The organism is Streptomyces sp. NPDC051684, assembly GCF_044453445.1.
In the GTDB taxonomy this organism is placed as follows: Bacteria; Actinomycetota; Actinomycetes; order Streptomycetales; family Streptomycetaceae; genus Streptomyces.
Map to the genome: position 1 here is coordinate 110,449 of NZ_JBITCS010000001.1, position 26,503 is coordinate 136,951.

Consider the following 26,503-nt stretch of genomic DNA (forward strand, 5'->3'; position numbering starts at 1 on the left):
GGACCCTCGCGCCGACACCCCATACGCAGCACACTTGACCCCGTACTGTCGCCACCGGAGGGGGACCGAAGATGCGGGACAGCCATCGGGCGGAAGCCGAGAGGCTGTTGGCTCGGGCCGTGGAGGAAGAGGTCAGGCGTTCGGGCGGGCGCGCGGACGGGGCCGTGCTGCTGTCGCGGGCGAAGGGTGCGCTCGACGCGATGGGGCGCAGTGCGGCGGACGAGTACGACGCGTTCACGCGGGCCCTCGACGAGGCGGACGCGGGGCGGATGACGTTCGGGCAGCGGTTTGCCAAGGAGGGCGGGTCAACTCCGTTGATGGTGGCGGGCATTGGTGCCGTGACCGCCTGTGTGGCGGATCTGGTGCTGGGCGCCGGGACCGGGACGGCCGTGGGCGCGGGGGTCGCCGTCGCCGTGCTGGGGTCGGCCGCGACCGTCGCGAAGGTGACCGCTTCGCACGTGCCGGCCGCGAGCCGCAGCGCCGGGGCGCGCAATCAGCCGGGCGGGCCCGAGCAGCTGCGGTTGCAGTGGCTGACCGCGCTGGAGGTGCGGGGCATCAGGCCGTTCCTCGATCAGCAGCGGGTGCTCGCCGCGGGCACCGGTACGTCGAGGAAGACGGTGGGGCCGCAGCTGCGGCGGACGGACAAGAGTGCGGCGGCGCGGCGGCGGAGCGTTCTTGAGCAGTCGTTCGGGCAACTGCCGGAGCCCGAGGGGCCGTTCGCGGGGCGGCGGGTCGCCATGTCGCAGATCGCGCAGTGGGTGCACGCGGCGCGGGCCAGCACCGAGACCCGGCCGACCGTGGTGGTGCTGCACGGAGACCCGGGCGCCGGGCGTACGACGCTGGCGGTGCGGGCGGCGCACGAGTTGCGGGACCAGTTCCGCGGGGCGTGCGTGGTGGATCTGCGCGGCGACCGCCCGGACACCCCGCCGCTGCCGACGCGGGACGCGCTGCTGCATCTGCTGAACCGGCTGGGCGCGCCGCGCGAGCAACTGCTCTTTCGTGAGCGGGCCTCGCAGGAGCAGCAGGTCAAGCGGCTCAGCGAGTTGTACCACCAGCATCTGACCGGGCTGCCGGTGACGATCGTGCTGGACGACGCGGCGAGCGCCGAGCAGGTCCGCACGCTCGTCCCTGAGCGTTCCGACAGCCTGGTGATCGTGACCTCGCGCGAGCCCCTCGATCTCGGCGACGACACTCCCGCGTGGGTGCACCATCTGCCGGTCCGGGCGCTGGACGCGGCGGGCGCGGAGGAGCTGCTGCGGGACGCGGCGGAGGACGCGAGCGGCCCGTACGACGCCGAATCCTCGGACGCCGTACGGGAGTTGTGCGGCGGCCTGCCGCTGGCGCTGCGTGTCGCGGGTTCGGCGATCGGGCCGCGTACGACGCGTCGGCTCGCCGCGGACCTTGCCGCGTACGGTCCCGTGGACCCGGTCGAGCGGGTGCTGTGGCTGCGCTACACCGATCAGTCCGAGCAGGGCAGGCGGCTGTTGCGGCGGCTCGCGCTCGCCGGGCGCGCCTCGCTCGGTGCGGCGGCCGCGGCGGCGCTGCTGGCCACCACCACCGCGGAGGCGAAGCGGTATCTGACGGCGCTGGCGGGGGCCGGGCTCGTCGACCATGTGCGCGGCAGCCGCTACCGCCTGCACGATCTCGTGCGCGCCTTCGCGCAGGCCCGGCTCGCGGACGAGGAGGAGCCGGCGGAGCGGACGGCCGCGCAGGAGCGGCTGATCCAGAATTACGCGGATCTGGCGGACTCGGTGATCCGCCTGGTCGACGGCAACATGTCGACGCGCGCGGGCCAGACGGGGCCGCACGGCTTCACGTCCCTGGACGCGGCGCTGCGCTGGCTGGACGACGAGTCGAGCTTCATCACGGCGGCGCTGCGGCACGCGGAGGGCGTCAACCAGGACGCGGTGCTCGGCCTGCTCGGCGCGCTGTGCGACTACTGTCTGCTGCGCGGCGACCTGTACCGCCTGGGCGAGATCCAGGAGCTGACGCAGTCGATCGACCAGGGGCTGCTCATGCGCTCGGTCCAGTGGCGCACGGGCATCGCGGCCCGCCAGCTCGGCGAGCTGGACAAGGCGCGTACGACGCTGACCTCGGTGGTCGACCTGTACCGCGAGGCGCACCACAGGGCGGGCGAGGGCCGCGCGCTGTGCTCCCTCGGCATCACCCTGCACCACCAGGGCCAACTCGGCGAGGCGGCGGCCAAGTTGAGGCAGGCGCTGGATCTGCAGACGACGCCGGAGACGAAGGGCGACCGCGGCTGGACGCTGCACGCGCTGGCGGCGGTCGAGCGCGACCGGGCGAACGTACGCATGTCGCTGGCCCTGCTGACCGACGCGTTCGCGCTGCACCGCGAGAACGAGTCGCTGCACGGTGAGGCGTGGGCGCACTTCCAGCTCGGTCAGCTGTGCCTGCGGATGGGCAATGTGCCGCGCGCGGAGGACGAGCTGCGGACCGCGCTCGACCTGTACGGGCAGACCCGCGACGGCCGTGGCCAGGCCTGGGCGCTGACCGAGCTGGCGCGTGCCCGGCTCATCGACGGCGAGCCGTCCGCGGCGGCCGACGGGCTGCGCCAGGCGGCCTCCCGGCACCGTGAGAACGAGGACGCGCGCGGTGAGGCGTGGACGTACTACTACCTGGGCCAGGCCCTGGAGGAGACGGGCGACCTCGACAAGGCGGTGCGGGAGCTGGAGCGTTCGCGCACGATGTTCTCGCGGATGCGTGACGTGTACGGGCTGGCCTGCGCGCGGCACCATTCGGCGCGGGTGACGCGCGACGAGCGGGCGGCGCAGACGGGCTCGCTCAGGAATTCCGGCTTCGCGCGCCAGCTCCTGGTCGACGCGCGCGCCGACTTCCAGCGCATCGGGGTGCCGCACGGCGAGGGGTGGACGTGTCTGGAGCTCGCGGTGGTCGACGCGGGCAACGCGCGACTCGCGCAGGCGATGGAGCTGTGCGAGGAGGCGGCGGCCGTCTTCGCCGGGTACGAGGACCGCAGGGGCGAGGACTGGGCGACGTTCCTGCGCTGCACGCTGCTCCCGTACGCCTCGCCCGGCGGTTCGGAGGTCGGCACGGCGGTCGCGCAGGAGGAGCTGTCGCAGCTCGCCGCCGCCACGCATCCGGCCCGCGACGGCAAGCTCGACGACTACGTGGAGGCGTACCAGCTGCTCCTGGAGCGGGGCGTGGACCTGGACGCGGGCTGGCAGGCCTGGCGTCTCGGCATGGTGCCGAGCCGGCATTCGCGGGACGTGATGGGCGTCGCCGAGCAGGCGCAGCGCTCGTAGCCCGCGCCCGCCCCGCGCAGCACCCATGGCCGCGCCCGCCCCGCCCTGAACATGACAGGCCGGGGCGCGCGGCGGACAGCAGGACGGCCCCGCGCGCTCTCGTGCGCGGGGCCGGCGGCGGGTTCAGGCGGGCTTCTGCCCGGCGTCCTTGCCGCTCGTCGCACCGGCGGGCTCGCTCGCACCGGCGGGCTCGTCCGACTTCTCCTTGAAGTCGACCTTGCCCATGTGCTTGTTCATCGACTTCATCAGGCCCCACACCGCGACGGCCATCACGGCGAAGACGATGAAGCCGAGCACGCCCGGAGTCACCTTGTTCTCGTCGACCTCCTTGGCGGCAAGGGGGACGAGATGGGTCAATGCCAGATTCGCGTTCACATCAGGCATTGTGTCGGATGCCCGCGAAGAGGTCGTCCTCGGGGAGGGAGGTATCGACGAGCGACTTCGCGAGCTCGTACTCCTCGGTCGGCCAGACCTCCTGCTGGATGTCCATCGGGACGCGGAACCAGCCGCCGTCAGGGTCGATCTGCGTGGCGTGCGCGATCAGCGCCTTGTCGCGGATCCCGAAGAAGTCGGCGCAGGGAATGTGCGTGGTCAGCGTGCGCTCGGTGCGCGCCATGTCGTCCCAGCGCTTGAGCCAGTCCCCGTACGGGGAGTCCATGCCGCGGCCGAGCAGCGCGTTGTGGAGCGCCTCGGTGCGGGGCCGGTTGAAGCCCTGGTTGTAGTAGAGCTTCTTCGGCTGGAAGACGGGGCCGAACTCGGCCTCGGGGTACTTCTCGGCGTCGGCCGCGCCCTCGAAGGCCACCATCGTGATCTTGTGGGTCATGATGTGGTCGGGGTGCGGGTAGCCGCCGTTCTCGTCGTACGTCGTGATGACCTGCGGACGGAACGAGCGGATCTGCTTGACCAGGGCGCCGGCCGCGTGGTCGACGTCCTCGAGGGCGAAGCAGCCCTCGGGCAGCGGCGGCAGCGGGTCGCCCTCGGGCAGCCCCGAGTCGACGAAGCCCAGCCAGTCCTGCTTGACGCCGAGGATCTCGCGCGCCTCGTCCATCTCCTTGCGGCGCACCTCCCGAATGTTCTCCTCGACGTACTTGTCGCCCTGGAGCTTCGGGTTGAGGATGGAGCCGCGCTCGCCGCCCGTGCAGGTCACGACGTGCACGTCCACCCCCTCGGACACGTACTTGGCCATCGTGGCCGCGCCCTTCGACGACTCGTCGTCGGGGTGGGCGTGAACGGCCATGAGTCGCAGCTGCTCAGTCAAGACAAGTTCCTCGGTGAGATGTGGGCGCCCGGGTGCCTGGAGTGCAACGGGCAGCTTCTATAGTGACGGAACCGGGGGGCGGAAAATTCCGGTGCCCGGCCACGGTCGGGCGACGCGAGAGGAACTGGGCGATGAGCGCCGTGCAGCAGCTGCCCGAGGGCCGATACGGATCCTCGCGCTCCGCCGACGCCCGCGCCGACCGCAAGCTGAAGATCGCCGGCATCGTTCTGGGCACGCTGTTCGCGGCCCTGATGATCTGGTTCGGCTGGTACTACGTCGTCGGCGGCAGCAAGTTCAGCGGCGAGCTCATCGCGTTCGACACGAACAAGAACAACGTCCAGGTCCACATGGAGATCCGTAAGGACACGGACGCCACCGGCTACTGCACGATCCGCTCGCAGAGCGAGAACGGCGCCGAGGTGGGCCGCGCCGACTTCCGCTTCGACCAGAAGCAGGAGCGGATCGACAAGGTCGTCACGCTGCGCACCACCGGCAGGGGCACGTCGGCGGAGCTCATCGGCTGCCACGCCGACTGACCGGACCGATTGTCGACCCGTTGCACAGGCGCTGACCTGCGCCGACGCAACGCTGATGCCTTTTGTCCTCCCCCTTTCACGCCTGAATTGTTAGGCTCGTGGTTTCGCCCACTCAGTAGGGAACATCCTTCTGAGTAGGGCGATGCTTTGTATACCCAGTACCTACGAGGAGCGACCTGTGACCCAGACCAGCGAAGACGTCACCTGGCTGACGCAGGAGGCGTACACCAAGCTCAGGGACGAGCTGGCGTACCTGTCTGGTCCCGCGCGCGAGGAGATCACCCAGAAGATCGCCGCGGCGCGCGAGGAGGGCGACCTGCGGGAGAACGGCGGGTACCACGCGGCCAAGGAGGAGCAGGGCAAGCAGGAGCTCCGCATCCGCCAGCTGACCCAGCTCCTGGAGAAGGCCAAGGTCGGCGAGGCCCCGGCGGCGACCGGCGTCGTCGCGCCCGGCATGGTCGTCACGATCGCCTTCGACGGCGACGAGGACGACACCCTGGAGTTCCTGCTCGCCTCGCGCGAGTACGCGAGCAGCGACTTCGAGACGTATTCGCCTCAGTCCCCGCTCGGTACGGGGGTCAATGGCCACAAGGTCGGCGAGGACGCCGAGTACGAGCTGCCGAACGGCAAGAAGGCCTCGGTGCGGATCCTCAAGGCGGTGCCGTTCAACGGCTGACGCCTACGAACCACGAAGAGGCCCCCGCGACGCACGCGTCGCGGGGGCCTCTTCGTGGTTTCACGCGGTGGCGTTCCGGTATTTGCGGACCGCGAGGGTGCGGAAGACGGCGATGATCACGACGGACCAGATCAGCGAGGCCCATACCGGGTGCTGCATGGGCCAGGCCGAGGACTGAGAGACTCCCGGGTTGCCGAAGAGCACCCGGCACGCCTGCACGGTCGCACTGAACGGGTTCCAGTCCGCGACGTGCCGCAGCCAGGGGGTCATCATGCCGGTGTCCACGAAGGCGTTCGAGATGAACGTGACCGGGAAGAGCCAGATGATGCCTCCCGAGGTGGCCGCCTCGGGCGTGCGCACGGACAGGCCGATGATGGCGCCGATCCAGGTGAACGCGTAGCCGAGCAGCAGGAGAAGACCGAAGCCGCCCAGGACCCTTCCGGCGTTGGTCGGATCCGGTGAACCCGTGCGCCAGCCGACGAGCAGGGCGACGGCCGCGAGGACCGCGAGCGTCACGGCCGTCTGGACGAGGTCGGCGAGGGTGCGGCCGGTGAGCACCGCGCCGCGCGCCATCGGCAGCGAGCGGAACCGGTCGACAAGCCCCTTGTGCATGTCGTCGGCGATCCCTGCGGCGGAGCCCGCCGTGGCGAACGTGACGGTCTGGGCGAAGATGCCGGCCATCAGGAAGTTCTTGTAGACGTCGGGGTCGGTGGACCCTCCGACGCTCATGGACCCGCCGAAGACGTACGTGAAGAGCACCACGAACATGACCGGCTGAATAATCCCGAAAAGGATCATTTCGGGAATCCTGGTCATGCGAATGAGGTTCCTGCGGGCCACGACCAGCGAGTCCCGGACGGACTGCCCGACGCCTCCCGCGCCGCGCGGCGCGCGCACGGTGTTGGTGACGGCGCTCATTTCCTCGCCCCCTTCGGGCCCTCGGTCTGCTCGCTCTCGTCGGCCGCCGGTTCCTCGGCGACATGGCCGGTCAGCGAGATGAACACGTCGTCCAGGGTCGGGCGGCGCAGGCCGATGTCGTCGATCTCGATGCCGCGCGTGTCCAGGTCGCGGATCACCTCCGCGAGGAGCTTCGCGCCGCCGATGACGGGGACGGTCAGCTTGCGGGTGTGCTCGGCGACGGTCGTCTCGCCCTTGCCGTAGCCGCTGAGGATCTCGCGGGCGGCGTCGATGTGCTCCCGCTCGTGCACGACGACCTCGACGCGCTCGCCGCCGGTCTGCGCCTTGAGCTGGTCGGCGGTGCCGCGGGCGATCACGCGGCCATGGTCCACGACGCAGATGTCGTGCGCCAGGTGGTCGGCCTCTTCCAGGTACTGGGTCGTGAGCAGCAGCGTCGTGCCGCCGGCGACCAGCTCCCGGATCACCTCCCAGAGCTGCTGCCGGTTGTGCGGGTCGAGGCCCGTCGTCGGCTCGTCCATGAACATCACCGGCGGGGAGACGACGAGCGCGGCCGCGAGGTCGAGCCTGCGGCGCATGCCGCCGGAGTACGTCTTGGAGGGGCGGTCGGCGGCGTCCATGAGGTTGAAGCGCTCGAGGAGCTCGCCGGCCCGCTTCTTGGCGGCCTTCTTGGACAGCTGGTAGAGCTGCCCGACCATCTGCAGGTTCTCCCGCCCGGTCAGGTATTCGTCGACCGCGGCGAACTGGCCGGACAGGCCGATGGAGCGCCGTACCTCGTTCGGATGCTTCAATACGTCGATGCCCGCGACGACCGCCTTGCCGCTGTCCGGCGTGAGCAGTGTCGTCAGACAGCGCACGGCCGTGGTCTTCCCCGCCCCGTTCGGCCCGAGCAGGCCGAGGACCGTGCCCTCCGGTACGTCCAGATCGACGCCGTCCAGAGCCTTTACGTCGCCGAAGGTCTTGACCAGACCTTCGGCGTAGATGGCGCCTGGCATGTGGTTCCCCCAGTGTGTGGGTGCTACCTGATGCGTGCTGTGCCTAGGTACATCGCCTTACGTGGAGAAAGTGTAAATTTTCCGGGTTCCGGGCGCCCGGCGAACGGGTGAACCCGGTCGACGACGGGCTCAGTCGATGACCGTGTAACCCGCCTCCCGCAGCGCGGCGCCGACCTCGGCGCAGTGCGCGGGACCCTTGGTCTCCAGGTGCAGCTCCACCTCCGCCTCCGTGAGCCCGAGCCGCGGATCGGTCCGTACGTGGCTCACATCGGTGACGTTAGCGTCGGCCACTGACAACACCTGGAGAAGCGTGGCCAGGGCGCCGGGGCGGTCCGTCAGGCGCAGCCGCAGCGAGAGGTAGCGGCCCGCGGCGGCCAGGCCGTGGGTGAGCACGCGCTGCATCAGGAGCGGGTCGATGTTGCCGCCGGACAGCAGCGCGACGACCGGGCCCTCGAAGGTCCCCGGCTCGCTCAGGAGCGCCGCGACGGGGCTCGCGCCCGCGGGCTCGACGACCAGTTTGGCGCGCTCCAGGCAGAGCAGCAGGGCGCTGGAGAGCGCGTCCTCCGAGACCGTGTGGACGTCGTCGACCAGGCCGGAGACGAGCTCGAACGGGACGTCGCCGGGCCGCCCCACCTTGATCCCGTCGGCCATCGTCGACGGAGCCTCGATCGCGACCGGGTGCCCGGCGGCCAGCGAGGGCGGGTACGCGGCCGCGCCCGCCGCCTGCACGCCGATCACCTTGACGTCGGGCCGCAGCGCCTTCACCGCGACGGCGATGCCGGCCGCGAGCCCGCCGCCGCCGACGCCGACCAGGATGGTCCGCACCTCCGGGCACTGCTCCAGGATCTCCAGGCCGAGCGTGCCCTGGCCCGCGACGACGTCCGGGTGGTCGAAGGGGTGGATGAACACCGCCCCGGTCTCCTCCGCGTACCGCTGCGCCGCCGCGAGGGTCTCGTCGACGACCTGGCCGTGCAGCCGGACCTCAGCGCCGTACTCGCGGGTCGCGGCGACCTTCGGCAGGGGTGCGCCGACCGGCATGAACACCGTGGAGCGCACGCCGAGGAGTGAGGAGGCGAGGGCCACACCCTGTGCGTGGTTGCCCGCGCTCGCGGCCACGACCCCGGCCGCGCGCTCCTCGGGCAGCAGGCCCGCGATCCGCACGTACGCGCCGCGCAGCTTGAAGGAGCCGGTGCGCTGGAGGTTCTCGCACTTGAGGTGGACCGGCGTCCCGGCCAGCTGGGAGAGGTGGTGGCTGTGCGCCATCGACGTCACCCGCGCCACCCCGGACAACATCTTCTGGGCGCCGCGGACGTCGTCGAGGGTCACGGCGGGCGTCGGGGTCGGCAAGTAGTCAGACGCGCTGTTGCTCATGACGAAAGTCTTGCAGCTCACGGCGCACGCCTCACGGGATGCTCACGCTGCGAGACCGGATTGCGCACGGCCGGTACGGCCAGCGCTTTCGCCGCGTACCCTGTGGGCCAATCCAGAGCAATTCACCACCCACGCATGAAGTGAGCCCCCGGCCATGCCCACACCACAGGAAATGATGGACATGACGACCGCTGGTGACACCGGCCTTCTCGAAACGCTGCAGCACGAGGTGGCGGTCTTCGCCCGTCGCGCCGAACAGACCCGGCTCGGCGGGGTCGGGCAGGTGCGCAATTCGATGGACCGAGCGGCGTATCTGCTGCTCAACCGCCTCGACAAGGAAGGCCCGATGGGCGTCAAGGCGCTCGCGTCGAGCATGGGGATCGACTCCTCGACGGTGACCCGCCAGGTCGCCCCGCTCGTCGACACGGGACTCGTCAAGCGCACCTCTCACCCGGAGGACGGACGTGCGGTGGTGCTTCAGTTGTCGCCGCGCGGCGCGGCCCGGCTCGACGAGGTTCGCACGTCCAGGCAGGAATTGATGGCGCAGTTGACACAGGAGTGGGAGCCGCAGGAGCGCGAGCAGTTCTGCGCGCTCCTGGCGCGCTTCAACTCCGCGCTCTCCGCGCGCCACGGCCAGCCGACACCGCCCGCCGACTCCTGACGGTTTCCGGCACACCGGTACGGCAAGAGCGGCTCCCGCCTCTTGACCAGGGAGCCGCGCTCGGCCTCATATGAAGGGTGCGAGAACGGCAGGCGTCGCAGGATGCCCGCCGGGCCCGTGAGTTCGAGGCGTTCGTCGCGGGCGCGGCCGGGCGGCTGCTGCGTGCCGCGACGCTCCTGACGGGGGAACCGTCGGACGCCAACCCTCGCGCGCGCAAGCTGCTCACGGCCGCCCTCGGCCGGACGTATGCCTCCTGGGACCGTCTTCGGGGTGAGGATCCCTACGACTGCGCGCGCAAGGAGCTGGCCGTCCGGTTCGCCCGCGGCGCGTGGCGCCGGCACCGCGCGCGGGGCGGCGCGCTCGGGCAGCTCAGCCCACGGGAGCGCCTCGTCCTCGTGCTGCGGCTCTTCGAGGGGGTCGGCGAGGAGCAGACCGCCTCGCTGCTCGGGCTGCCCGCGGAACGCGTCCGCACCGTGCACGCGCGGGCGATGGCCCTCGTCCTGCACCCGCCGCGCGGCCCCGCGCCCGCCGAACTGCGGGGAGCGGCCCCGGCATGAGTCTCCAGGAGCGCAATGAGGCGGCCGTGCGCGCCGTGCTCGACAGCGGGCCCGCTCCCGTGGTGCCCGCGGAGCTGTGCGCGGACGCGATGCGCAGGGGCGGCCGTGCGCGCAAGCGGCGCCGGGCGGCCGCGCGGTTGGTGTGGTTCGTGCTGGTCGCCGCCGTCGTCGCGTTCCTGGTGTGGGCGACGGTCGAGCGGCCGTGGGTGGAGCCGCCCTCGAAGACGACTCCACAGCTGACCGGCTGGTGAGCTACTTGTTGCCGAGCTCGGCTGTTACTTGGCGAGCGCCTGCTGGAGGTCCGCGAGCAGGTCGTCGACCGACTCGATGCCCACGGAGAGGCGTACGAGGTCGGCGGGGACCTCCAGGGCGGAGCCCGCGACGGAGGCGTGCGTCATCCGGCCGGGGTGCTCGACGAGGGACTCGACGCCGCCGAGGGACTCGCCCAGCGTGAACAGCTTCGCCCGGTTGCAGACCTCGACGGCCGCTTCCTCGCCGCCCTCGACCCGGAACGACACCATGCCGCCGAAGGCCTTCATCTGCTTCGCCGCGATCTCGTGCCCGGGGTGCTCGGGCAGGCCCGGGTAAAGCACCTTCGTGACCCTCGGGTGGCGGGAGAGCATGTCGGCGACGCGGGTCGCGTTCTCGCTGTGCCGGTCCATGCGCACGGGCAGCGTCTTGATGCCGCGCAGCACCAGCCAGGAGTCGAACGGGCCGGCCACCGCGCCCATCGCGTTCTGGTGGAACGCGAGGTCGTCGGCGAGTTCGTCGTCGTTCACGATCAGCGCGCCGCCGACGACGTCGGAGTGGCCGCCCATGTACTTCGTCATCGAGTGCACGACGACGTCGGCGCCGAGGGCGAGCGGCTGCTGGAGATAGGGGCTCGCGAAGGTGTTGTCGACGACGAGCTTCGCGCCGGACTCGTGGGCGGCCTGGGCGACGGCCGCGATGTCGGTGATGCCGAGGAGCGGGTTCGAGGGCGTCTCCACCCACACGGCCTTGGTCAGCGGGGTGATCGCGGCGCGCACCGACTCGACGTCGCTGGTGTCGGCCACCGAGAACTCGACGCCCCACCGCGTCACGACCTTCGCGAACAGCCGGAACGTGCCGCCGTACGCGTCGTTCGGGATGACCACGTGGTCGCCGGGGCTCAGCAGCGTGCGCAGCAGGCAGTCCTCCGCGGCGAGCCCGGAGGCGAAGGCGAGGCCGCGCCGTCCGCCTTCGAGGGCGGCAAGGTTCTCTTCGAGTGCGGTACGGGTCGGGTTGGCGCTGCGGCTGTACTCGTAGCCGCCGCGCAGGCCGCCCACGCCGTCCTGCTTGTACGTGGAGACCTGGTAGATCGGCGGGACGACGGCGCCGGTCACGGGGTCGGCCGTGTTGCCGGCGTGGATGGCGGTGGTCTCGAAGCCGCGCGGGGTGCTGCCGCTGTGGCTGTGCGTGTCGCTCATGGCGCCCGAGCGTAGGCGCTCGGGAGCGCGGAGGTGGGGCGCAGCGCCCTTTTGCCGCCACCGCCGTCGGGAACCCGGTGTCGGACCGGCACGTTAGCGTTGTTGATATGGGAATTCTCTGGGGGCTGATGGCCGCGGTCATGATCGGGCTCGTGGTGTCGCAGTTGATGCGTCGCCGCGGCGGGATTCGTCAGGTCGCGCCCGGTTCTCCGGACGCCGCGGACCCGGCGGACTACGGGTTCATGCTCCAGGAGGACCTGGACGTGCGGCTGCCGGGCCCCGACCAGGACCTGCTCGACGTGATGGCGGTCGTGCAGCGCAACCAGGACTTCACGGCCGCCTCCCAGCTCCTCGCCGGGACCGGCAAGGAGACCGAGACCCGCTGGGAGCGGGTGCAGGCGATCGCCGGGGCCGCCGCCCTGGAGGCCCAGCAGACGCCCCGGCTCGGCGCCGGGTGGCTGCACGCGTGGCGCTCGCAGGCGCCGAAGGACGCGGGCGGGGCGCAGGTCTTCGCCGAGTTCCTGGTGCAGCAGGCCTGGCGCGGCGGCGGCACCCCCGACGAGCAGCGGATCGTCCTCGAAGAGGCCCGTGGCGCCTGCGAGCAGGCGGCGCTGCTGGCCCCCGGCGACCCCGTCCCGCACATCACGCACCTCGCCGTCGCGCGCGGACTCGGCTACTCGCAGGCCGAGTTCGAGCAACTGTGGCTGAAGATCCTCGACACGGCGCCGGGACACATGGGCGCGCATCTGGCGGGCCTGCGGTACTGGACGGAGAAATGGCACGGCTCGCGCGAGCAGGCCTTCTCGTTCGCCGAGGCCGCCGCCGCGCGTGCGCCGCGCGGCTCGCTGCTCGCGGCGCTGCCGCTGTTCGCGCTGTACGAGCACGTGCCGGACGTGAACCTGGTGCGCGGGTTCTACGAGAGCGAGGTCGTCACGAAGGCGCTGCACGGCGCCCTGTACGCGGTGCACTCCGCGCGCCCCGACGACCCGATGCTCGCGCATGTCCGGCATCTGCTGGTGTTCTTCCTGGTGCGCAGCGAGCGCTGGTCCGAGGCGATGCAGCAGCTGGTGCACGTGGACGGGCACGTGGGCGCGATCCCGTGGACCGCGGAGCCGGACCCGGCGGCGTCGTACGCGGTGTACCGGGCCCTCGCGGTCGCCGGCTACGAGGCGAACGGCGGAAGCCCGGCGACGCTTCGCCATTGACCCGGTGCCGTGCCTACGTCTCGGGGCTCTGCCCCGGACCCCGCGCCTCGATCGCCGGCGGGGCTTGATCTTGCCCGCCCGGGAACATCCGTCCAATACGGCCGGGGCCTTCCGCCGTGATGCTCGATCCACAGCCGGTACGGCAACGGGAGGCGGGCAGCGTCATGGCGGAGCTCTACGCAACAGATGTCCACGTGGAAGTGAGCGGGCCGCCGCAGGCGCCCGCCGTGCTGCTGATCCACGGCAGCGCGGGCTCCTTGGAACACTGGGACCCGGTGGTACCGGCGCTCGCGGAGACGTTCCGGGTGATCCGGGTGGATCTGCCGGGGTGCGGGCGCTCCTCCGCGCCGAGGACCGGCGGGTTCGGGGTGCCGGAGCAGGCGGGCCGGGTCGAGGCCGTCCTCGACCGGCTCGGGGTGGGGCGGGTGACCGTCGTCGGGCATTCGTCGGGGTGCATGGTGGCCACGGCCCTGGCCGAGCGGCGGCCCGGGGCCGTGTCGGCCGTGGTGCTCATCGGCATGGGCCCGGACCTGAACGCGCAGATCGCCGAACTCCCGCTGATCCGACTGCTGTTGGTGCCGGTCGTCGGCCCGCTGCTGTGGCGGCTGCGGACGCCGGACACGCTGCGCAAGGCCACGAGCGCGTCGGCCGCACGGCCCGTCGAGATCCCCGATTCCTACGTCGAGGCCACGCTGGCCATGACGCACCGGGCCTTCGTGGGGACGATGCGCGGCAACCGGGACTACCTGGGGCAGCGGTCTCTCCCGGAGCGCCACGCTCCGCTGGGGCTGCCGCTCCTCGTCCTCTTCGGCGCCGAGGACCGGCGCTGGCGCCCCTCGTCGGCCCAGGCGTACCGCGCCGTGCCGGGGGCCCGGATCGAACTGTTGCCGGGGGTGGGGCACATGGTCATGCTGGAAGCACCGGAGGAGACCGGGGCGCTGCTGCGGGAGTTCATCGCGGCGGCCACGGCCGGCACCAACTGACGGCCGGCGCCGAGCCGGGGTGCGCCCCAAACAGGCCCAGCCACCGGTGACTCGAGAAGGGGATCGCATGCCTCGGCCCTCGTGGGACATCGCCGTACCGGCGGGACCCGGGCGGCTCGCGGGGCTGCGGATGGCCGGCTTCAGCGACCGGGCGACGGAGCTGCGGAACCTGCAACTGATCCCGCACCCGTCGGTCACCGTGGCGCTCAATCTCGGCGACACCCCCCTGTCCCTGCACGGCGGGACGGGCAGCCGGACCTGCGAGCGGATGGTCGTCGGCCTCGCCCCCGACGCCGTACGGGCCGCGGGCGAGCGGGGCTTCGCCTGCCTGCAACTGCGGCTCTCGCCCGCGCTCGCGCACGCGGTGCTCGGCGCGCCGGGCGGCCCGTACGGGGAGCCGGTCGACCTCGACGAGCTGTGGGGCCGGGCCGCGGCCGAGCGGCTGCAGGACGTCCTGCGTACGGCCGGGTCCTGGCCGGAGCGGTTCGCGATCGCCGAGCGGGAGCTCGCCCTGAGAGCGCGGGAGGGGCGCACCCTCGCCCCTGAAGTCGCGTATTCCTGGCGGAGGTTGGCGGCCGACCACGGTCTCGTACGGGTCGACCGTCTCGCCCATGAGACCGGCTGGAGCCGCAAGCGGCTGTGGTCCCGGTTCCGCGCGCAGGTCGGGCTCACTCCGCAGCACGCGGCCCGGCTCGTCCGCTTCGACCGTGCGGCCCACGGGCTTTCCGCCGGGCTCCCGCCGTCCCGCGTCGCCGCGGACAGCGGGTACGCCGACCAGTCCCATCTGCACCGGGACGTCCGCGCGTTCACCGGGGCGACGCCTTCGGCGGTCGCGGGGACGCCGTTCCTGGCGGTGGACGACGTGGCGTGGGCGGACACCGGCGGGCACTGATCAGTCCGCGGCGCGCATGGCCGCGGCCGTGCGCGCGGCGTCGTACGCCTCCGGGACGCCCTCGAGGAAGACCAGGCTGCCGGGCAGGTGGTCGGTGCGCAGCGGCAGGATCTCCTGGTAGGCGGGCGACGCGTACCAGGCGTGGGCCGCCGCCGGGTCGGGGAACTCGACCATCACGATGCCGCCGGGCGCCTCGCCCTCCACCCACTCCCCCTTCGTGCCGTGCACCAGGAAGCGGCCGCCGTACGGGGCGAAGGTGGACTGCACGCGCTCGATGTACGTGAGGACGTCGGGGTGCGGCGCACCGGGCGTGGTGCCGAGCACGGCGATCGCGTAGGCGGTCATGAAGGAGCCCTCCCTCGGGGCCGGCGGGATCTGGTGGGTACGGGTTCGATCCTGCCGGGGCCCGGGGAGGGCGGCCATGACCTCTCAGGTCATGAAAAGGGTGCGGGCGATCAGATCGTCGCCGCGTCGATCACGAAGCGGTAGCGCACGTCCGAGCCGAGGACCCGTTCGTACGCCTCGTTGACCTGGCTCGCCTCGATCAGCTCGATCTCGGCGCCGAGGCCGTGCGCCGCGCAGAAGTCGAGCATCTCCTGGGTCTCGGCGATGCCGCCGATCATGGAGCCGGCGAGCACCTTGTTGCCGCCGATGAGTGAGAACAGGTTGAGGGAGATCGGCTCCTCGGGGGCGCCGACGTTGACGAGCGCGCCGCCCGTCTTCAGCAGGCCCAGGTAGGCGCCGAAGTCGACCTGCGCGGAGACCGTGGAGAGGATCACGTCGAAGGTGCCGGCGAGCTCCTCGAAGGTCTTCGGGTCGCTCGTCGCGTAGTAGTGGTCGGCGCCCAGCTTCAGGCCGTCGTCCTTCTTGCGCAGCGACTGCGACAGGACGGTGACCTCCGCGCCGAGCGCGTGCGCGATCTTGACGCCCATGTGGCCGAGGCCACCGAGGCCGACGACCGCGACCTTCTTGCCGGGGCCCGCACCCCAGTGCTTCAGCGGGGAGTACGTGGTGATGCCGGCGCAGAGCAGCGGCGCGGCCACGTCGAGCGCGAGGCCCTCGGGGATGCCGACGACGAAGCCCTCGGTGACGACGACCTGCTGCGAGTAGCCGCCGTAGGTGGGCTCGCCGTCCTTGCCGACGGCGTTGTACGTCTGGACGTTGCCCTCGACGCAGTGCTGCTCCTGGCCGGAGCGGCAGGGCTCGCACTTCCCGCAGGAGTCGACCATGCAGCCGACGCCGACCCGGTCGCCGACCTTGAACTTGGTGACGCCCGCGCCGACGGCCTCCACGACACCGGCGATCTCGTGGCCCGGGACCATCGGGAAGATGGCCTCGCCCCAGCCCTCGCGGGCCTGGTGGATGTCGGAGTGACAAATTCCGGCGAACTTGATGTCGATCAGTACGTCGTGCTCGCCGACGGTGCGGCGTTCGATGGTGGTGCGCTCCAGCGGGGCCTTGGCGCTGGGAGCGGCGTAAGCGGCAACAGTCGTGGTCATGTCCTCAAGCCTGCTGCCGGACCACCCGGATCACCAAAGAATGCGCAGGTCACCGCTTTGCGTACGTCCAGTGGTCCTACTACTGGCGGGGTCAGGCTCCCGGTCGTACGAACGGGAATACTGGACAGCATGGACGAGAACGATGCGACCGGGGAAGCCGCGGCGGACCGCCCGGACCAGCTGGACCGGCGCGCCGAGCTGAGCGAGTTCCTGCGCACCCGACGGGCCCGGCTCAAGCCCGAGGACGTGGGCCTCGCCTCGGCGGGGCGGCACCGGCGGGTACCGGGCCTGCGGCGCGAGGAGCTGGCGCAGCTCGCCGGGGTCTCGGTGGCGTACTACACCCGCCTGGAGCAGGGCAACGGGCGCAATGTGTCGGCGGAGGTGCTCGACGCCATCGCGCGCGCCCTGCGGCTCAGCGACACCGAGCACGCGCACCTCGTGCACCTGGCCCGGCCGACGCGGCAGCGCCGCAAGCAGCCCGCCCCGAAACGGCAGCAGCAGGTGCGGCCCGCGCTGCGCCACCTGCTCGACGCGATGGAGGGCGTGCCCGCGTACATCGGCGGTCCGCGCTCGGACATCCTCGCGTGGAACCGGATGGCGGCGGCGCTGTTCGGCGACTGGGGGCAGCTGCCCCGCGTGGAGCGGAACTGGGCGCGGCTCACGTTCCTGAACCCGGACTACCGGGAGCTGTTCGTCGACTGGGACACCAAGGCGACCGACATGGTCAGCTATCTGCGGCTGTACGCGGGCCGCAACCCCGAGGATCCGGAACTGTCGGCCCTGGTCGGCGAACTCTCCGTCAAGAGCGAGGAGTTCAGGCGGCTGTGGGCCACGCACGACGTGAAGGAGAAGGGGCACGGCGTGAAGCGGATGCGGCACCCCCTGGTGGGTGAGCTGACGCTCGCGTACGAGACGTTGCACTTGCCGGACGACGACGGGCAGTTCTTGTCCGTGTACCACGCGGAGGCGGGGTCCGCCTCCGCGGAGGCGTTGCGGCTGCTGGCGAGTTGGGGCGTGGACGAATCGTTGCGGGCGAAGTTGTAGACGTCGCGGGGCGCTGTCCCGGACCCCGCGGGCTCTCGTCCGAAGAGCGGGCTCCCCTCAGGGCTGGTACGGCGGCGCCGCTCCCCACGTCCAATGCGGGACCGGCTGCTCCGCCGGGCGTTCGGCGTCCGGGGCCGAGAAGTGGACCGCCAGCCGCGTGCCCCACTCGATGTATGCCAGGAACGCCGAGCGGAATTCCGAGTCCGTCGGCAGGCCCGCCTCGTCCGCCGCGTCCTGCATGAGGTTGACCCAGCGGCGGCGCTGCGGCTCGGTGACGGCCTTGCCGATGTGCATCGCGACCATGTGACTGTGGCCGCCGTGCTGTTCGGAGTAGACCGGCGGGCCGCCGAAGACCTCGCCGAGCCAGCGGGAGACGTGTGCGGCGTGCTCCGCCGGGAGGTCGGCGAAGAGCGGGCCGAGGAGGTCGTCCTTCAGCACCTTCTCGTAGAACACCGAGGTGAGCCGGTCGAACGCCTCGGCGCCGCCCGCCCAGGCGTAGAGCGTGGGTTCCGAGGCGCCCGTGCCGCGCACCGTGGTCGGCGCGTAGTGGCGCATCTCGTCGATGTACCCGACGTAGGGGCGGATCTCCGTGAGGAACACCGGGAAGAGGTCGGAGGCCCGGAAGCCCTTCAGGTGGTCCTCGGTCGACGTCCACACGATGCGCAGGATGTAGTGCTCAAAGTCCTCTTCGCAGCGGGCGAGTTCGTACGAGACGCAGTGTTCCGAGGCCGTGAGTTGCCGCGCCGCGCGGGTGTACGCGGCAAGGAACTCCGCGGAGCGGTCCTCGGGGATGCGGTAGCGGATGTACTCGATGGTGCGGGATCGAGTCGTCATGGCGTCCAGCGAAGCAGTGTCGCTCCGCTGTGGCCAGGTCCGGGGTCGCGGTTTCGGGGCTCTATTCGGTCACCGGGCGGTCCTCCCTGAGCTCGGTGAACAGCCGGTTCGCCCTCTGCTTGTCCCAGAGGATGGCGCTGCCCTTGGAGGTGGCGAGGCCCAAGGTGCCGACGGGCACGCCCAGTTGCCTGCCCTGGCCCGACGATACGCCCTGCATCGCCTTGAACAGCCGGGTCAGGTCCGGAACCCCGGTCGACTTGTCGACGATGAGCGTGTCGAGGCCCGCGCCGGCCGTGCCGTACATGGTGGACGGGTTCATCAGGACCCCGGGCGACGAGGCCTTCTTGGCGAGCGCGGAGAGGAATTTCTGCTGGTTGCGGGAGCGGCCGATGTCCCCCTCCTTCTCCTGGTGGCGCTGGCGCACGAAGCCGAGCGCCTCACGCCCGGTCAGGTTGTGGCAGCCCTTGGTCAGGTCGAGCCCCGCCTTGTCGTCGACGATGTGCCGGTCGACGCACATCGGCACGCCGCCGACCGCGTCGACGATGCCGACGAACCCGGCGAAGCCGATCTCCGTGTAGTGGTTGATGCGCAGCCCGGTGTTCGACTCGACGGCGCGGACCAGGAGTTCGGGGCCGCCGAGCGAGAACGCCGCGTTGAGCTTGTTCTTCGCCGGCTTGTGGTGGACGCCGGTCTTCGGGTCCACGTACGGCGGGATGGTGACCCAGGAGTCGCGCGGCAGGCTGGTGAGGGTGGTGCCGTGGACGCCGGTGTGCAGCACCATCATCGAGTCGGTGCGGCGCCCCTCGGAGCCCAGCTCCGAGCCGGTGTGCAGGTTCTTGGTCTGCTGCTCGCTGAGGCCCTCGCGGCTGTCGGAGCCCACGATCAGGTAGTTGGTGCCCTTGCCGGGCGCGGCCCTGGTGGGGATCGACGCCAGGTCGACCTCCCCGTCGAGCCGGGTCCCCGCCCACACGTACGTCCCCGCGCCCGCGAGCACCGCGAGGAGCACGAGCAGGCACAGACCGCGGACCACGAGGCCGAACTTGGTGCGCCGCCGCTTGCGCTTGGGCTCGCGCTCGCTGCGCTTGTAGCCGCCGTCGGCCCGTCCGCCGGGCCGGTTGGCCGGCACCGGGTCGAACGGGTGGTGCTCGACCTCGTACTCGTCGTACGGGTAGGGCGTCGGGGTGTGCGCGCTGGGGTTCAGGGTCCTCACCTCGCGACCGGCAGGTCCGGCTGATCGGCCGGCCTGACGATGTGCTGGGCCGCCGCGGCGGCCGTTCCGGAACGGTGCATGCGCTGCCACTTCAACCGGCTGCCGCCCACGAAGGCCACCACCGACTGGATGACCACGAGGTACATCAACTGCCGGTACACGAACAGCTGGAGGGGCAGGGACCAGAGCGTGCGCCTGCGCTCTCCGTCGAGCTTCAGGGCGTACGCCGCGACCACCATCTGGAGACCGAGGAAGCCCACCCAGGCGGCCACGGACTTCGCGGTGTCGCCGGCGAACACGGCGCTGTAGAACATGAAGACGTCGATCATCGGGGCGAGCAGCGGCAGCACGACCTGGAAGAGGAACAGGTAGGACAGGCCGCGCCGCCCGAAGCGACCCGCGGGCCCGACCTCCAGGACCGCGCCCCGGTGCTTCCACATCGCCTGGAGGGTGCCGTAGCACCAGCGGTAGCGCTGGCGCCACAACTGCCGCAGGGAGGTGGGGACTTCGGTCCAGGCGATGGCGGTCTCCTCGTAGACCACCCGCCAGCCGGCCCGCCACAGCGCCATGGTGAGGTCGGTGTCCTCGGCGAGGGTGTCCTCGCTCAGGCCGCCGACTCCCATCAGCGCGTCGAGCCGGAAGGCGCCGATCGCACCCGGCACGGTCGTCATGCACTCCAGGACCTCGAACATCCGGCGGTCCAGGTTGAACCCGAAGACGTACTCCAGGTGCTGCCAGCGGCCGAGGAGGCGCTTGCGGTTGCCGACCTTCGTGTTGCCGCTGACCGCGCCGACGGCCGGGTGGGCCAGCGGCTGGACCAGGCGCTGGATCGCGTCGGCCTCGAAGACGGTGTCCGAGTCGATCATCACGACGTAGGGACAACGGGTGTATCTCAGGCCGTGGTTGAGGGCCGCCGCCTTGCCCGAGTTGGGCTGGCACAGCACCTGGACGCGCGGGTCCCGGGCCGCGTACTCGTTCGCGATCTGCACCGTGCGGTCGCTCGACCCGTCGTCGATGACGATGATCTGCATCGGCTGGTGGGTGGAGGCGAGCAGCGAGCGCAGCGTCGCGCCGATCCCCGCCTCCTCGTTGTACGCGGGTACGAGCACGGTCACCGGGTCGCGGATCTCGCGCAGCCAGGGCGAGCCGGGGCGGAACCGCTCAAGGCGTCTGACGTGCGCGCGGGCGAACAGCACGAGCACGAACAGGCGCAGCACACCGAGTCCCGCGGCGGCGAGGAGCACCCACGAGATGGCCGAGACGAAGCTGCGGCCGAGGGTCTGGAACCAGATCAGGCCCTGCCCGAGCCAGCGCACGGGCGCGGCCACGTCGGACGTCGCCCGCTGCGCGCTGTTCGCGCCCTCGGTGACGCCGACGAACCGCTTGGCCTGCGGATGCGCGAGGAGTTTCTGCGTCTCGCGGTAGCCGAGCGAGGTCTGGCTGAGCTGGCGCACCAGCCCGTCCCGCACCCGCTGCCCGGACCGGTCGGCCGCGACCAGGGTGTAGCCGTTGGCGGACGCGGCCTGCGCGGCGGGCCACTCGCCGCCGCACATCGTGGCGACGGTGGTGGTCATCGGCATCCGCAGGAGCGTGGTACGGAAGCCGCCGCTGCCCGCGAACGCGCTCTGTGTGAGCCCCAGTTCGAGCTTGCTGCGCACCTTGGACGAGCTGCCCAGGTCGGCGCCCGTGTAGGTGTTGGAGCCGATGTCGTGGCCCTCGGCCCTGATCCGCTCGACGAGCTTCGGGTACTGCGCGGCCTTGGCGCCATTGAGGAAGAACGTGGCGTGCGCGTGGTGCTTCTTGAGCAGTGCGAGCAGCTTCGGCGTCGCCTTCGGGTAGGGGCCGCCGTCATAGGTGAGCGCGACGGTGCCGGGCGGCATCGAGGCGCTGTGCACCCGGCCACCGTCGACGGACAGCACCGGGCCCGCGCCGGAGGCCGACTCCGGCACGGGCTGCGTGCAGGCAGGCTTGGTCTTGGCGCCGTCCACCTCGTTCTGGGTCCAGCCCTGGAAGAGGAGGGCACCGAGGAGCACCGGCAGGGTGAGCGCGAGCAGCAGCCAGTGCGCCCGCGGATCTCTCGCTTGTTTGTGCCGTGCCCCCATCAGGCGTCGGCGCCGGCGTCGCCGCCCGGCCGGCCCCGCTCCTGACGAGCCGACCATATTCGGCGCCCGTTCTCCACGTTCCACTCACACATGGGAGGCGAGTGTATTGATGCGGCAGCCAGGGAATTGGGGCATTGGCAAACATCTGGGACCCGTGTGACACGTGACAAACGGCACACCTGTCGTTTCGAGTACAACCCTTTGCTCGATACGTGTTCACCTCGACGACACCTGTGGCGCGTCCGGATCAGGCGGCCGAGGCGTTCTCCGTGACCGTGATCCGCCCCTTGCTGATCGTCACGAGGCGGGGCGCCTTCCGGGCGATGGCCGAGTCGTGGGTGACCATCACGAAGGTCAGGCCGTGCTCCTTCCAGCGCTCCTCCAGTACGTCCATGATCTCGTCGCGCATCGACTCGTCGAGGTTGCCCGTGGGCTCGTCGGCGAGCAGCACCTTCGGGTTCTTCACCAGGGCGCGCGCGATGGCGACGCGCTGCTGCTGGCCGCCGGACAGCTCGGCGGGCAGGTGCCGCTGCCGCTCGCCGAGGCCCACGGAGCGCAGCGCCTCGGCGGCCCGCTCGCGCCGCTCCGCGCTCCGCAGGCCGAGCGGCACGAGGGCCGTCTCGACGTTCTCCAGCGCGCTGAGCGTCGGGACGAGGTTGAAGGACTGGAAGACGAAGCCGATGGACTCGGCGCGGACCTTGGTGAGCCGGGCCTCCGGCAGCGTCCCGAGGTCGACCCCGTCGAGCTCGACGCTGCCCGCCGTGGGCCGGTCGAGCCCGCCGAGCATCTGGAGCAGGGTCGACTTGCCGCCGCCGGTCGGGCCCTGGATGACGAGCCGGTCGCCGTCGCCGATGACGAGATCGACGCCCGCGAGCGCGTCGACGGTGTCCTTGCCGCGCCGGTACCGCTTGGTGACGCCGGTGAGCTGATACATGGTGCAACTCCTGTACTACGTGGGGTGATTGGCGTGACCAGTGGCTCTACTCGACGCGGCGCAGCGCGTCTGCGGGGCGCAGCCGCGAGGCCCGCCAACCGCCGAAGGCGCCGGCGATCAGCCCGCCCGCGACGGCGAGGCCGACCGCGAGGGCGATGGTGGTGGCGGAGACGGGCGCGCTGAGCGCGATGTCGAGGGTCTTCGCGCCTCCCCCCGCGGCCCGGCGCATCATTCCGCCGCCGCCGAAGCCTCCGCCGCCGGGAGAACCACCCATGCCGCCGCCACCGCCGAGCTGCGCGGACAGGGTGGGGCTGATCGCCGTCACGGCGTACGCGCCCGCGAGCCCGACCGCGATGCCGAGGACGCCGCCGATCAGCCCGTTGACGACCGCCTCGCCGACGACCTGCCGCGTCACCCGGCCCGAGGTCCAGCCGAGCGCCTTGAGCGTGCCGAACTCCCGGACCCGCCGGGACACCGCCGAGGACGTGAGCAGCCCCGCCACCAGGAAGGCGGCGACGAGCACCGCGATCGACAGCCACTTGCCGACGGTCGAGGCCAGATTCGAGGCGGTCGACAGGGAGCCGGAGACGGTGTCGGCGAGATCGGCGGACGTGGTGACGGTGGTGCCGGAGATGTTCTTCTGGATGGCCGCCTTCACGGCGTCGATCCGCTGCGAGTCGGTCGCCCTGACGTAGACCGTCGTCACCTTGGACTTGACGTCCGCGAGCGTCTGGGCCCGCTTCAGGGGCACGTAGACATTGGCGGCCGCGTCCCCGCTGTCGGCGGTCGCGACGCCGATGACCCGGTACTTGTCGCCCTTGACGGTGACCTTGTCGCCGACGGCGAGCTTCTTCCGCTTCGCGTACGAGGAGTCGACGACGGCGACCTTCGCGTCGGTCTCGGAGGTCGTGAAGCTCCGTCCCTTGGTGATCTTCGAGGAGGTCAGCGGGCCGAGCCTCCGCTGGGTGACGTCGGTGCCGTAGACGGAGAAGGAGTTGACGTCGAAGTTGGCGCCGCCGCCCTGGACGCGGCCCTGCGGCTGACCGCCCTCGCCGCCACCGGGCCCGCCCTGCGTACGTCTGTCGCCGTCCTGCTTGAACTGGCCGCGCGTGAACCGGCCGCTGACCTTCATCACCTGGAGGCTGAGCCCGCCCACCGTGTCGGCGACGCCCTTCTGGTCGGCGACCTTCGCGACGGTGGAGTCGGCGAGGGTCTGGAAGCCCTGCACCATCACGCGGTCACTGGACTGCTCCTTGTCACCGGAGTCACTGTCCTTGGCGTCGAAGTCGAACTTCGGGCGGCCAGTACTGTCGCCCGCCTTGGGTGCGCTCGCGGCCTTGGTGACGGTCATGTCCGTGCCCAGGCCGTACAGCGACTGCAGGACCTTGTCCTGCGCCCTGGTCATCCCGGCGGACACCGAGCCGACCACGATGACGAGCGCGATACCGAGCGCGAGCCCGGAGGCGACGACCAGCGCCGCTTTTCTGCGGCGGCGCAGCTCACGCCGGAGATAGGTGAAGAACATCGAAGCCTCGCCGATGACGGCCCACCGCGAAGGGGGCTCTGACAGGAATCAGCGGGAGCCGGAGCGTCCGAGGACGCTCCGGCTCCCGCTGCGGCGAAACGGTATGGCGGTGTTGTAAGGGTTGCGTGAGGCCGTCATGAGAACGCCATGAGACCCCCGCGGGGTACGACCCGGTGACTACTCGGCGGACCCGGCCTTCCACTGCGACCAGCTCAGGTTCCAGCCGTTCAGACCGTTGTCCGGCTGGACCGTCTTGTCGCCGGTGTTCTTCACGACGACGACGTCGCCGACCATCGAGTTGTTGTAGAACCAGGCGCCCGGCGTGCTGTTGTCATTGGCGCCCTTGGCGTCCTGGAGGCCGACGCAGCCGTGGCTGGTGTTCGCGCCACCGAAGATCGACTTGGCGCCCCAGTAGTTGCCGTGGATGAACGTGCCGGAGCTCGACAGGCGCATCGCGTGCGGCACGTCCTTGATGTCGTACTCGCCCTTGCCGTCGTTGTTGGTGAAGCCGACCGTCGAGCCGTCCATCCGGGTCTCCTTGAACTTCTCGGAGATCACCATCTGACCCTCGTAGGTCTTGTTCTCGGGGGAACCGGCGGAGATCGGGATGGTCTTGACGGTCTTTCCGTCCCGCGTGACGGTCATCATCTTGGTCTTCGCGTCGACCGTGGAGACCTGGTCGCGCCCGATCTTGAACGAGACCGTCTTCTGCTGCACACCGGTCACGCCGTTGGCGCCCTCGACCCCGTCCAGGTCGAGCTTCATGGTGACCGTGGAGCCGCCCTTCCAGTAGTCCTGGGGGCGGAAGTCGAGCCGGGTGCCGTTGAACCAGTGCCCGACGACCTCCTGCCCGCTGCTGGAGGTCACGGTGATGTGCTTCTGCACGTCGGCCTTGTTGCTGATCTCCTTGTCGAAGTTGATCGACACGGGCATGCCGACACCGACGGTCGAACCGTCCTCCGGCGTGAAGTTCCCGATGAAGCTGTTGGTCGGGGACACCGTCGTGAACTGCGCGTTCTCGTGCGCCACGCGGCCGCCGGAGTCCTTCGCCTCGGCGGCGATCTTGTACTTCGTCGCGCGCTCGAGCTGCGTCGTGGGCTTCCAGCTCTTCTTGTCGGCGGAGATCTGGCCTTCGACCTTCGTTCCGTCGGCCGTGGTCATGGCGACATCGGTGAGCGTGCCCTTGCTCACGGTGACCTTCGCGGCGTTGTTGATGCTCGCGTTGTCGGAGCCGTCCTTCGGCGCGATCTTGATGTCGGCCTCGGAGGTCTTCTTCGCCGCGGCCTCATCGGCCTGCGCCTGCGATTCCTTCTTGCCCGAGCCGCCCTCGTCGCCGCCACCACAGGCCGTCAGCACGAGCACACCGCCGAGCAGAGCGGACGCGGCCATCAGACCCTTGCGCCGCTTACCGTCCGTTATCACACGCTTCTCCATAGTCGCCGAATTTCCCGACTTCGCCGAATGCACCTGCTGTCGGCCGCCCCGAGCCCGGTCGACGGCAGGCCCAAGAGGACACAACAGCCCCCTCGTACCCACTCAACGCCGTGACCGGTTCGTCCCGTTCCCGATGGACCGTCGGTGTGGGCAAGACCACGTCGGGACTCCCTCACCAGGGACGACAAAACCCCGGGCAGCGGTTGCCGCCCAGGGTTCCCGATTCGAGGACCGCTACACGCCGTCTTCCGCTTCCCCCTCCTCATCATCCTCGCCGAGGTCCCAGTCCGGCGAATCGGGGTCGTAGTCGACCTGCTCACTGGACCAGGAGGCCTGCACGAGCTCCGCCCCCGGCACGTCGGCGACCAGATCGAACGGGTCGACGAGATACGCGACCGCCTCCGCCTCGTCCTCCTCGACGGCGCTCACGGCCTGCGCCCGCTCCTCGGGCCCGACCTCCTCGTCCTCGGCCACGCGCTGCAGAGCCGCCCCGGTCAGCGCCTCCGCGTCGGCGACCTCCAGGACCAATTCCACCTTGAGGCGAACAAAACGTGACGTGTCATCAGTGCTCATGGGCGGAGCGTACGACCCATCCGCCTCGTGACTTTCCTGTGACCCACGTCTTTAACTAACATCAGCACACACGGCCAATTCGCCAGCGCCACAAGGGGGATCGCTTCCGTGCCTGCCGCACGTCGATCACTGTTCACCGCCACTGCCGCCGCGGCGCTCCTCGGTGCGCTGTGGTTCGTTCCCACAGCGACGGCGACTCCCGAGCATGTCACCCATGCGGACCAGCAGCGCACCGCCACGGCGGTCACCGAGCAGTCCGACCGTCAACTCCGCCTGGCCGACACGGGTCAGGTGGACACGACGCCGTACGTGATCGGCGGCTCGGCCTTCCTCGGCCTGGGCGTCGGCTTCGTGACGTACTCGGTGCGCAGGGGCCGGGCCTACGAGGCGTAGGGCCCCAACTGCGCCGGGTGGCGGGCGACTTAGGGCCCTTCTGACGGATCAGGCTGGATACGGGAGGCCGCGCCATTCGGCTCCGTGAGCGGGGCCTGGTGCGTGCGATCGCAAGGCGGAGGAGGGAGGCGACGCGGAGCGTCGTCGACCGACGACAACGCCGCGAGCGTGCGTGCC

General features: G+C 71.0%; 26 protein-coding genes. 11 read left to right on the forward strand and 15 right to left on the reverse strand.

The window, feature by feature from the left end; genetic code table 11:
* Nucleotides 1-71 precede the first annotated feature (71 nt).
* Nucleotides 72-3,281: a tetratricopeptide repeat protein gene (locus ACIA8D_RS00520; RefSeq protein ID WP_399227714.1), complete on the forward strand. Its 3,210-nt coding sequence runs from the start codon at nt 72-74 to the stop codon at nt 3,279-3,281.
* A gap of 123 nt (nt 3,282-3,404) precedes the next feature.
* Here the strand turns inward: ACIA8D_RS00520 and ACIA8D_RS00525 are convergent, their stop codons facing one another.
* Both ACIA8D_RS00525 and mca read right to left on the reverse strand, forming a co-directional pair.
* Nucleotides 3,405-3,665, reverse strand: a complete 261-nt coding sequence (locus ACIA8D_RS00525; RefSeq protein ID WP_399227715.1) for a hypothetical protein — start codon at nt 3,663-3,665, stop codon at nt 3,405-3,407.
* On the reverse strand, nt 3,658-4,539 hold the full coding sequence (mca, locus tag ACIA8D_RS00530; RefSeq protein ID WP_399227716.1) for a mycothiol conjugate amidase Mca: 882 nt from the start codon (nt 4,537-4,539) through the stop codon (nt 3,658-3,660). The genes ACIA8D_RS00525 and mca overlap by 8 nt, the downstream gene beginning before the upstream one ends.
* Before the next feature lie 131 nt (nt 4,540-4,670).
* Here mca and ACIA8D_RS00535 point away from each other — a divergent pair, with 131 nt between their 5' ends.
* Complete coding sequence (locus ACIA8D_RS00535; protein WP_399227717.1) at nt 4,671-5,075, forward strand: DUF4307 domain-containing protein; 405 nt, start codon at nt 4,671-4,673, stop codon at nt 5,073-5,075.
* Nucleotides 5,076-5,253: 178 nt separating this feature from the next.
* Nucleotides 5,254-5,751 (forward strand): transcription elongation factor GreA, encoded by a 498-nt coding sequence (greA, locus tag ACIA8D_RS00540; protein WP_399227718.1) that lies wholly within the window; start codon nt 5,254-5,256, stop codon nt 5,749-5,751.
* A 60-nt stretch (nt 5,752-5,811) separates the two neighbouring features.
* On the opposite strand, the gene ACIA8D_RS00545 is transcribed toward greA, so the two are convergent.
* From ACIA8D_RS00545 to ilvA, 3 genes are all read right to left on the reverse strand, one after another.
* Nucleotides 5,812-6,669 (reverse strand): ABC transporter permease, encoded by an 858-nt coding sequence (locus ACIA8D_RS00545; protein ID WP_399227719.1) that lies wholly within the window; start codon nt 6,667-6,669, stop codon nt 5,812-5,814.
* Nucleotides 6,666-7,661 (reverse strand): ATP-binding cassette domain-containing protein, encoded by a 996-nt coding sequence (locus ACIA8D_RS00550; RefSeq protein WP_399227720.1) that lies wholly within the window; start codon nt 7,659-7,661, stop codon nt 6,666-6,668. The genes ACIA8D_RS00545 and ACIA8D_RS00550 overlap by 4 nt, the downstream gene beginning before the upstream one ends.
* Before the next feature lie 129 nt (nt 7,662-7,790).
* Complete coding sequence (gene ilvA / locus ACIA8D_RS00555) at nt 7,791-9,032, reverse strand: threonine ammonia-lyase (RefSeq protein WP_399227721.1); 1,242 nt, start codon at nt 9,030-9,032, stop codon at nt 7,791-7,793.
* Between the two features lie 175 nt (nt 9,033-9,207).
* Between ilvA and ACIA8D_RS00560 the strand changes: the two genes are divergently transcribed.
* The 3 genes from ACIA8D_RS00560 to ACIA8D_RS00570 all read left to right on the forward strand — a co-directional run bounded on the left by ACIA8D_RS00560 (nt 9,208) and on the right by ACIA8D_RS00570 (nt 10,501).
* Nucleotides 9,208-9,693, forward strand: a complete 486-nt coding sequence (locus ACIA8D_RS00560; protein ID WP_326018767.1) for a MarR family transcriptional regulator — start codon at nt 9,208-9,210, stop codon at nt 9,691-9,693.
* Between the two features lie 77 nt (nt 9,694-9,770).
* Complete coding sequence (locus ACIA8D_RS00565) at nt 9,771-10,250, forward strand: sigma factor-like helix-turn-helix DNA-binding protein (RefSeq protein WP_399227722.1); 480 nt, start codon at nt 9,771-9,773, stop codon at nt 10,248-10,250.
* Entirely contained in the window at nt 10,247-10,501 is a 255-nt protein-coding gene (locus ACIA8D_RS00570; RefSeq protein WP_399227723.1) for a hypothetical protein, read from the forward strand. Before ACIA8D_RS00565 ends, ACIA8D_RS00570 begins: the two co-directional genes overlap by 4 nt.
* 24 nt (nt 10,502-10,525) lie before the next feature.
* On the opposite strand, the gene ACIA8D_RS00575 is transcribed toward ACIA8D_RS00570, so the two are convergent.
* Nucleotides 10,526-11,698 carry a cystathionine gamma-synthase gene (locus ACIA8D_RS00575; RefSeq protein WP_399227724.1) on the reverse strand — a complete coding sequence of 391 codons (1,173 nt, stop codon included), beginning with the start codon at nt 11,696-11,698 and terminating at the stop codon, nt 10,526-10,528.
* A 107-nt stretch (nt 11,699-11,805) separates the two neighbouring features.
* Between ACIA8D_RS00575 and ACIA8D_RS00580 the strand changes: the two genes are divergently transcribed.
* The 3 genes from ACIA8D_RS00580 to ACIA8D_RS00590 all read left to right on the forward strand — a co-directional run bounded on the left by ACIA8D_RS00580 (nt 11,806) and on the right by ACIA8D_RS00590 (nt 14,778).
* Nucleotides 11,806-12,903, forward strand: coding sequence for a hypothetical protein (locus ACIA8D_RS00580; RefSeq protein WP_399227725.1), 1,098 nt, complete (start codon nt 11,806-11,808; stop codon nt 12,901-12,903).
* 164 nt (nt 12,904-13,067) lie between these two features.
* Nucleotides 13,068-13,886: an alpha/beta fold hydrolase gene (locus tag ACIA8D_RS00585; protein WP_399227726.1), complete on the forward strand. Its 819-nt coding sequence runs from the start codon at nt 13,068-13,070 to the stop codon at nt 13,884-13,886.
* 67 nt (nt 13,887-13,953) lie between these two features.
* Nucleotides 13,954-14,778 (forward strand): helix-turn-helix domain-containing protein, encoded by an 825-nt coding sequence (locus ACIA8D_RS00590; protein WP_399227727.1) that lies wholly within the window; start codon nt 13,954-13,956, stop codon nt 14,776-14,778.
* On the opposite strand, the gene ACIA8D_RS00595 is transcribed toward ACIA8D_RS00590, so the two are convergent.
* Together ACIA8D_RS00595 and ACIA8D_RS00600 are read right to left on the reverse strand one after the other, a co-directional pair.
* Nucleotides 14,779-15,123 carry a DUF1330 domain-containing protein gene (locus ACIA8D_RS00595; protein ID WP_399227728.1) on the reverse strand — a complete coding sequence of 115 codons (345 nt, stop codon included), beginning with the start codon at nt 15,121-15,123 and terminating at the stop codon, nt 14,779-14,781.
* A gap of 110 nt (nt 15,124-15,233) precedes the next feature.
* Complete coding sequence (locus ACIA8D_RS00600) at nt 15,234-16,277, reverse strand: NAD(P)-dependent alcohol dehydrogenase (protein ID WP_399227729.1); 1,044 nt, start codon at nt 16,275-16,277, stop codon at nt 15,234-15,236.
* Nucleotides 16,278-16,406: 129 nt separating this feature from the next.
* Between ACIA8D_RS00600 and ACIA8D_RS00605 the strand changes: the two genes are divergently transcribed.
* The gene (locus tag ACIA8D_RS00605) at nt 16,407-17,321 is read left to right on the forward strand and encodes a helix-turn-helix domain-containing protein (RefSeq protein ID WP_399227730.1); all 915 of its coding nucleotides are present in this window, start codon (nt 16,407-16,409) and stop codon (nt 17,319-17,321) included.
* A gap of 57 nt (nt 17,322-17,378) precedes the next feature.
* Here the strand turns inward: ACIA8D_RS00605 and ACIA8D_RS00610 are convergent, their stop codons facing one another.
* The 7 genes from ACIA8D_RS00610 to ACIA8D_RS00640 form a co-directional block, all read right to left on the reverse strand.
* On the reverse strand, nt 17,379-18,155 hold the full coding sequence (locus ACIA8D_RS00610; RefSeq protein WP_399227731.1) for a group II truncated hemoglobin: 777 nt from the start codon (nt 18,153-18,155) through the stop codon (nt 17,379-17,381).
* Nucleotides 18,156-18,216: 61 nt separating this feature from the next.
* Nucleotides 18,217-19,365 carry an LCP family protein gene (locus ACIA8D_RS00615; protein ID WP_399227732.1) on the reverse strand — a complete coding sequence of 383 codons (1,149 nt, stop codon included), beginning with the start codon at nt 19,363-19,365 and terminating at the stop codon, nt 18,217-18,219.
* A complete protein-coding gene (locus ACIA8D_RS00620; protein ID WP_399227733.1) occupies nt 19,362-21,467 on the reverse strand; it encodes a bifunctional polysaccharide deacetylase/glycosyltransferase family 2 protein in 2,106 nt (701 codons plus the stop codon). Before ACIA8D_RS00620 ends, ACIA8D_RS00615 begins: the two co-directional genes overlap by 4 nt.
* 247 nt (nt 21,468-21,714) lie before the next feature.
* Nucleotides 21,715-22,401: an ABC transporter ATP-binding protein gene (locus ACIA8D_RS00625; protein ID WP_399227734.1), complete on the reverse strand. Its 687-nt coding sequence runs from the start codon at nt 22,399-22,401 to the stop codon at nt 21,715-21,717.
* A 46-nt stretch (nt 22,402-22,447) separates the two neighbouring features.
* Nucleotides 22,448-23,926, reverse strand: coding sequence for an ABC transporter permease (locus tag ACIA8D_RS00630; protein ID WP_399227735.1), 1,479 nt, complete (start codon nt 23,924-23,926; stop codon nt 22,448-22,450).
* A 177-nt stretch (nt 23,927-24,103) separates the two neighbouring features.
* Nucleotides 24,104-25,360: an Ig-like domain-containing protein gene (locus tag ACIA8D_RS00635; protein WP_399227736.1), complete on the reverse strand. Its 1,257-nt coding sequence runs from the start codon at nt 25,358-25,360 to the stop codon at nt 24,104-24,106.
* 234 nt (nt 25,361-25,594) lie between these two features.
* Nucleotides 25,595-25,933 carry a hypothetical protein gene (locus ACIA8D_RS00640; RefSeq protein WP_399227737.1) on the reverse strand — a complete coding sequence of 113 codons (339 nt, stop codon included), beginning with the start codon at nt 25,931-25,933 and terminating at the stop codon, nt 25,595-25,597.
* Nucleotides 25,934-26,041: 108 nt separating this feature from the next.
* On the opposite strand from ACIA8D_RS00640, the gene ACIA8D_RS00645 reads away from it, so the two are divergent.
* The gene (locus tag ACIA8D_RS00645) at nt 26,042-26,326 is read left to right on the forward strand and encodes a hypothetical protein (protein WP_399227738.1); all 285 of its coding nucleotides are present in this window, start codon (nt 26,042-26,044) and stop codon (nt 26,324-26,326) included.
* The last annotated feature ends 177 nt before the right edge of the window (nt 26,327-26,503 follow it).

Coding starts and splice junctions, on each gene's coding strand:
- ACIA8D_RS00520 (WP_399227714.1), top strand. CDS start 72: ATGCGGGACAGCCATCGGGCGGAAGCCGAGAGGCTGTTGGCTCGGGCC.
- ACIA8D_RS00595 (WP_399227728.1), bottom strand. CDS start 15,123: ATGACCGCCTACGCGATCGCCGTGCTCGGCACCACGCCCGGTGCGCCG.
- ACIA8D_RS00590 (WP_399227727.1), top strand. CDS start 13,954: ATGCCTCGGCCCTCGTGGGACATCGCCGTACCGGCGGGACCCGGGCGG.
- ACIA8D_RS00560 (WP_326018767.1), top strand. CDS start 9,208: ATGGACATGACGACCGCTGGTGACACCGGCCTTCTCGAAACGCTGCAG.
- ACIA8D_RS00620 (WP_399227733.1), bottom strand. CDS start 21,467: ATGGGGGCACGGCACAAACAAGCGAGAGATCCGCGGGCGCACTGGCTG.
- ACIA8D_RS00600 (WP_399227729.1), bottom strand. CDS start 16,277: ATGACCACGACTGTTGCCGCTTACGCCGCTCCCAGCGCCAAGGCCCCG.
- ACIA8D_RS00545 (WP_399227719.1), bottom strand. CDS start 6,669: ATGAGCGCCGTCACCAACACCGTGCGCGCGCCGCGCGGCGCGGGAGGC.
- ACIA8D_RS00525 (WP_399227715.1), bottom strand. CDS start 3,665: ATGCCTGATGTGAACGCGAATCTGGCATTGACCCATCTCGTCCCCCTT.
- ACIA8D_RS00610 (WP_399227731.1), bottom strand. CDS start 18,155: ATGACGACTCGATCCCGCACCATCGAGTACATCCGCTACCGCATCCCC.
- ACIA8D_RS00535 (WP_399227717.1), top strand. CDS start 4,671: ATGAGCGCCGTGCAGCAGCTGCCCGAGGGCCGATACGGATCCTCGCGC.
- ACIA8D_RS00625 (WP_399227734.1), bottom strand. CDS start 22,401: ATGTATCAGCTCACCGGCGTCACCAAGCGGTACCGGCGCGGCAAGGAC.
- ACIA8D_RS00605 (WP_399227730.1), top strand. CDS start 16,407: ATGGACGAGAACGATGCGACCGGGGAAGCCGCGGCGGACCGCCCGGAC.
- ACIA8D_RS00580 (WP_399227725.1), top strand. CDS start 11,806: ATGGGAATTCTCTGGGGGCTGATGGCCGCGGTCATGATCGGGCTCGTG.
- ACIA8D_RS00550 (WP_399227720.1), bottom strand. CDS start 7,661: ATGCCAGGCGCCATCTACGCCGAAGGTCTGGTCAAGACCTTCGGCGAC.
- ACIA8D_RS00570 (WP_399227723.1), top strand. CDS start 10,247: ATGAGTCTCCAGGAGCGCAATGAGGCGGCCGTGCGCGCCGTGCTCGAC.
- ilvA (WP_399227721.1), bottom strand. CDS start 9,032: ATGAGCAACAGCGCGTCTGACTACTTGCCGACCCCGACGCCCGCCGTG.
- ACIA8D_RS00640 (WP_399227737.1), bottom strand. CDS start 25,933: ATGAGCACTGATGACACGTCACGTTTTGTTCGCCTCAAGGTGGAATTG.
- ACIA8D_RS00585 (WP_399227726.1), top strand. CDS start 13,068: ATGGCGGAGCTCTACGCAACAGATGTCCACGTGGAAGTGAGCGGGCCG.
- ACIA8D_RS00635 (WP_399227736.1), bottom strand. CDS start 25,360: ATGGAGAAGCGTGTGATAACGGACGGTAAGCGGCGCAAGGGTCTGATG.
- ACIA8D_RS00630 (WP_399227735.1), bottom strand. CDS start 23,926: ATGTTCTTCACCTATCTCCGGCGTGAGCTGCGCCGCCGCAGAAAAGCG.
- ACIA8D_RS00575 (WP_399227724.1), bottom strand. CDS start 11,698: ATGAGCGACACGCACAGCCACAGCGGCAGCACCCCGCGCGGCTTCGAG.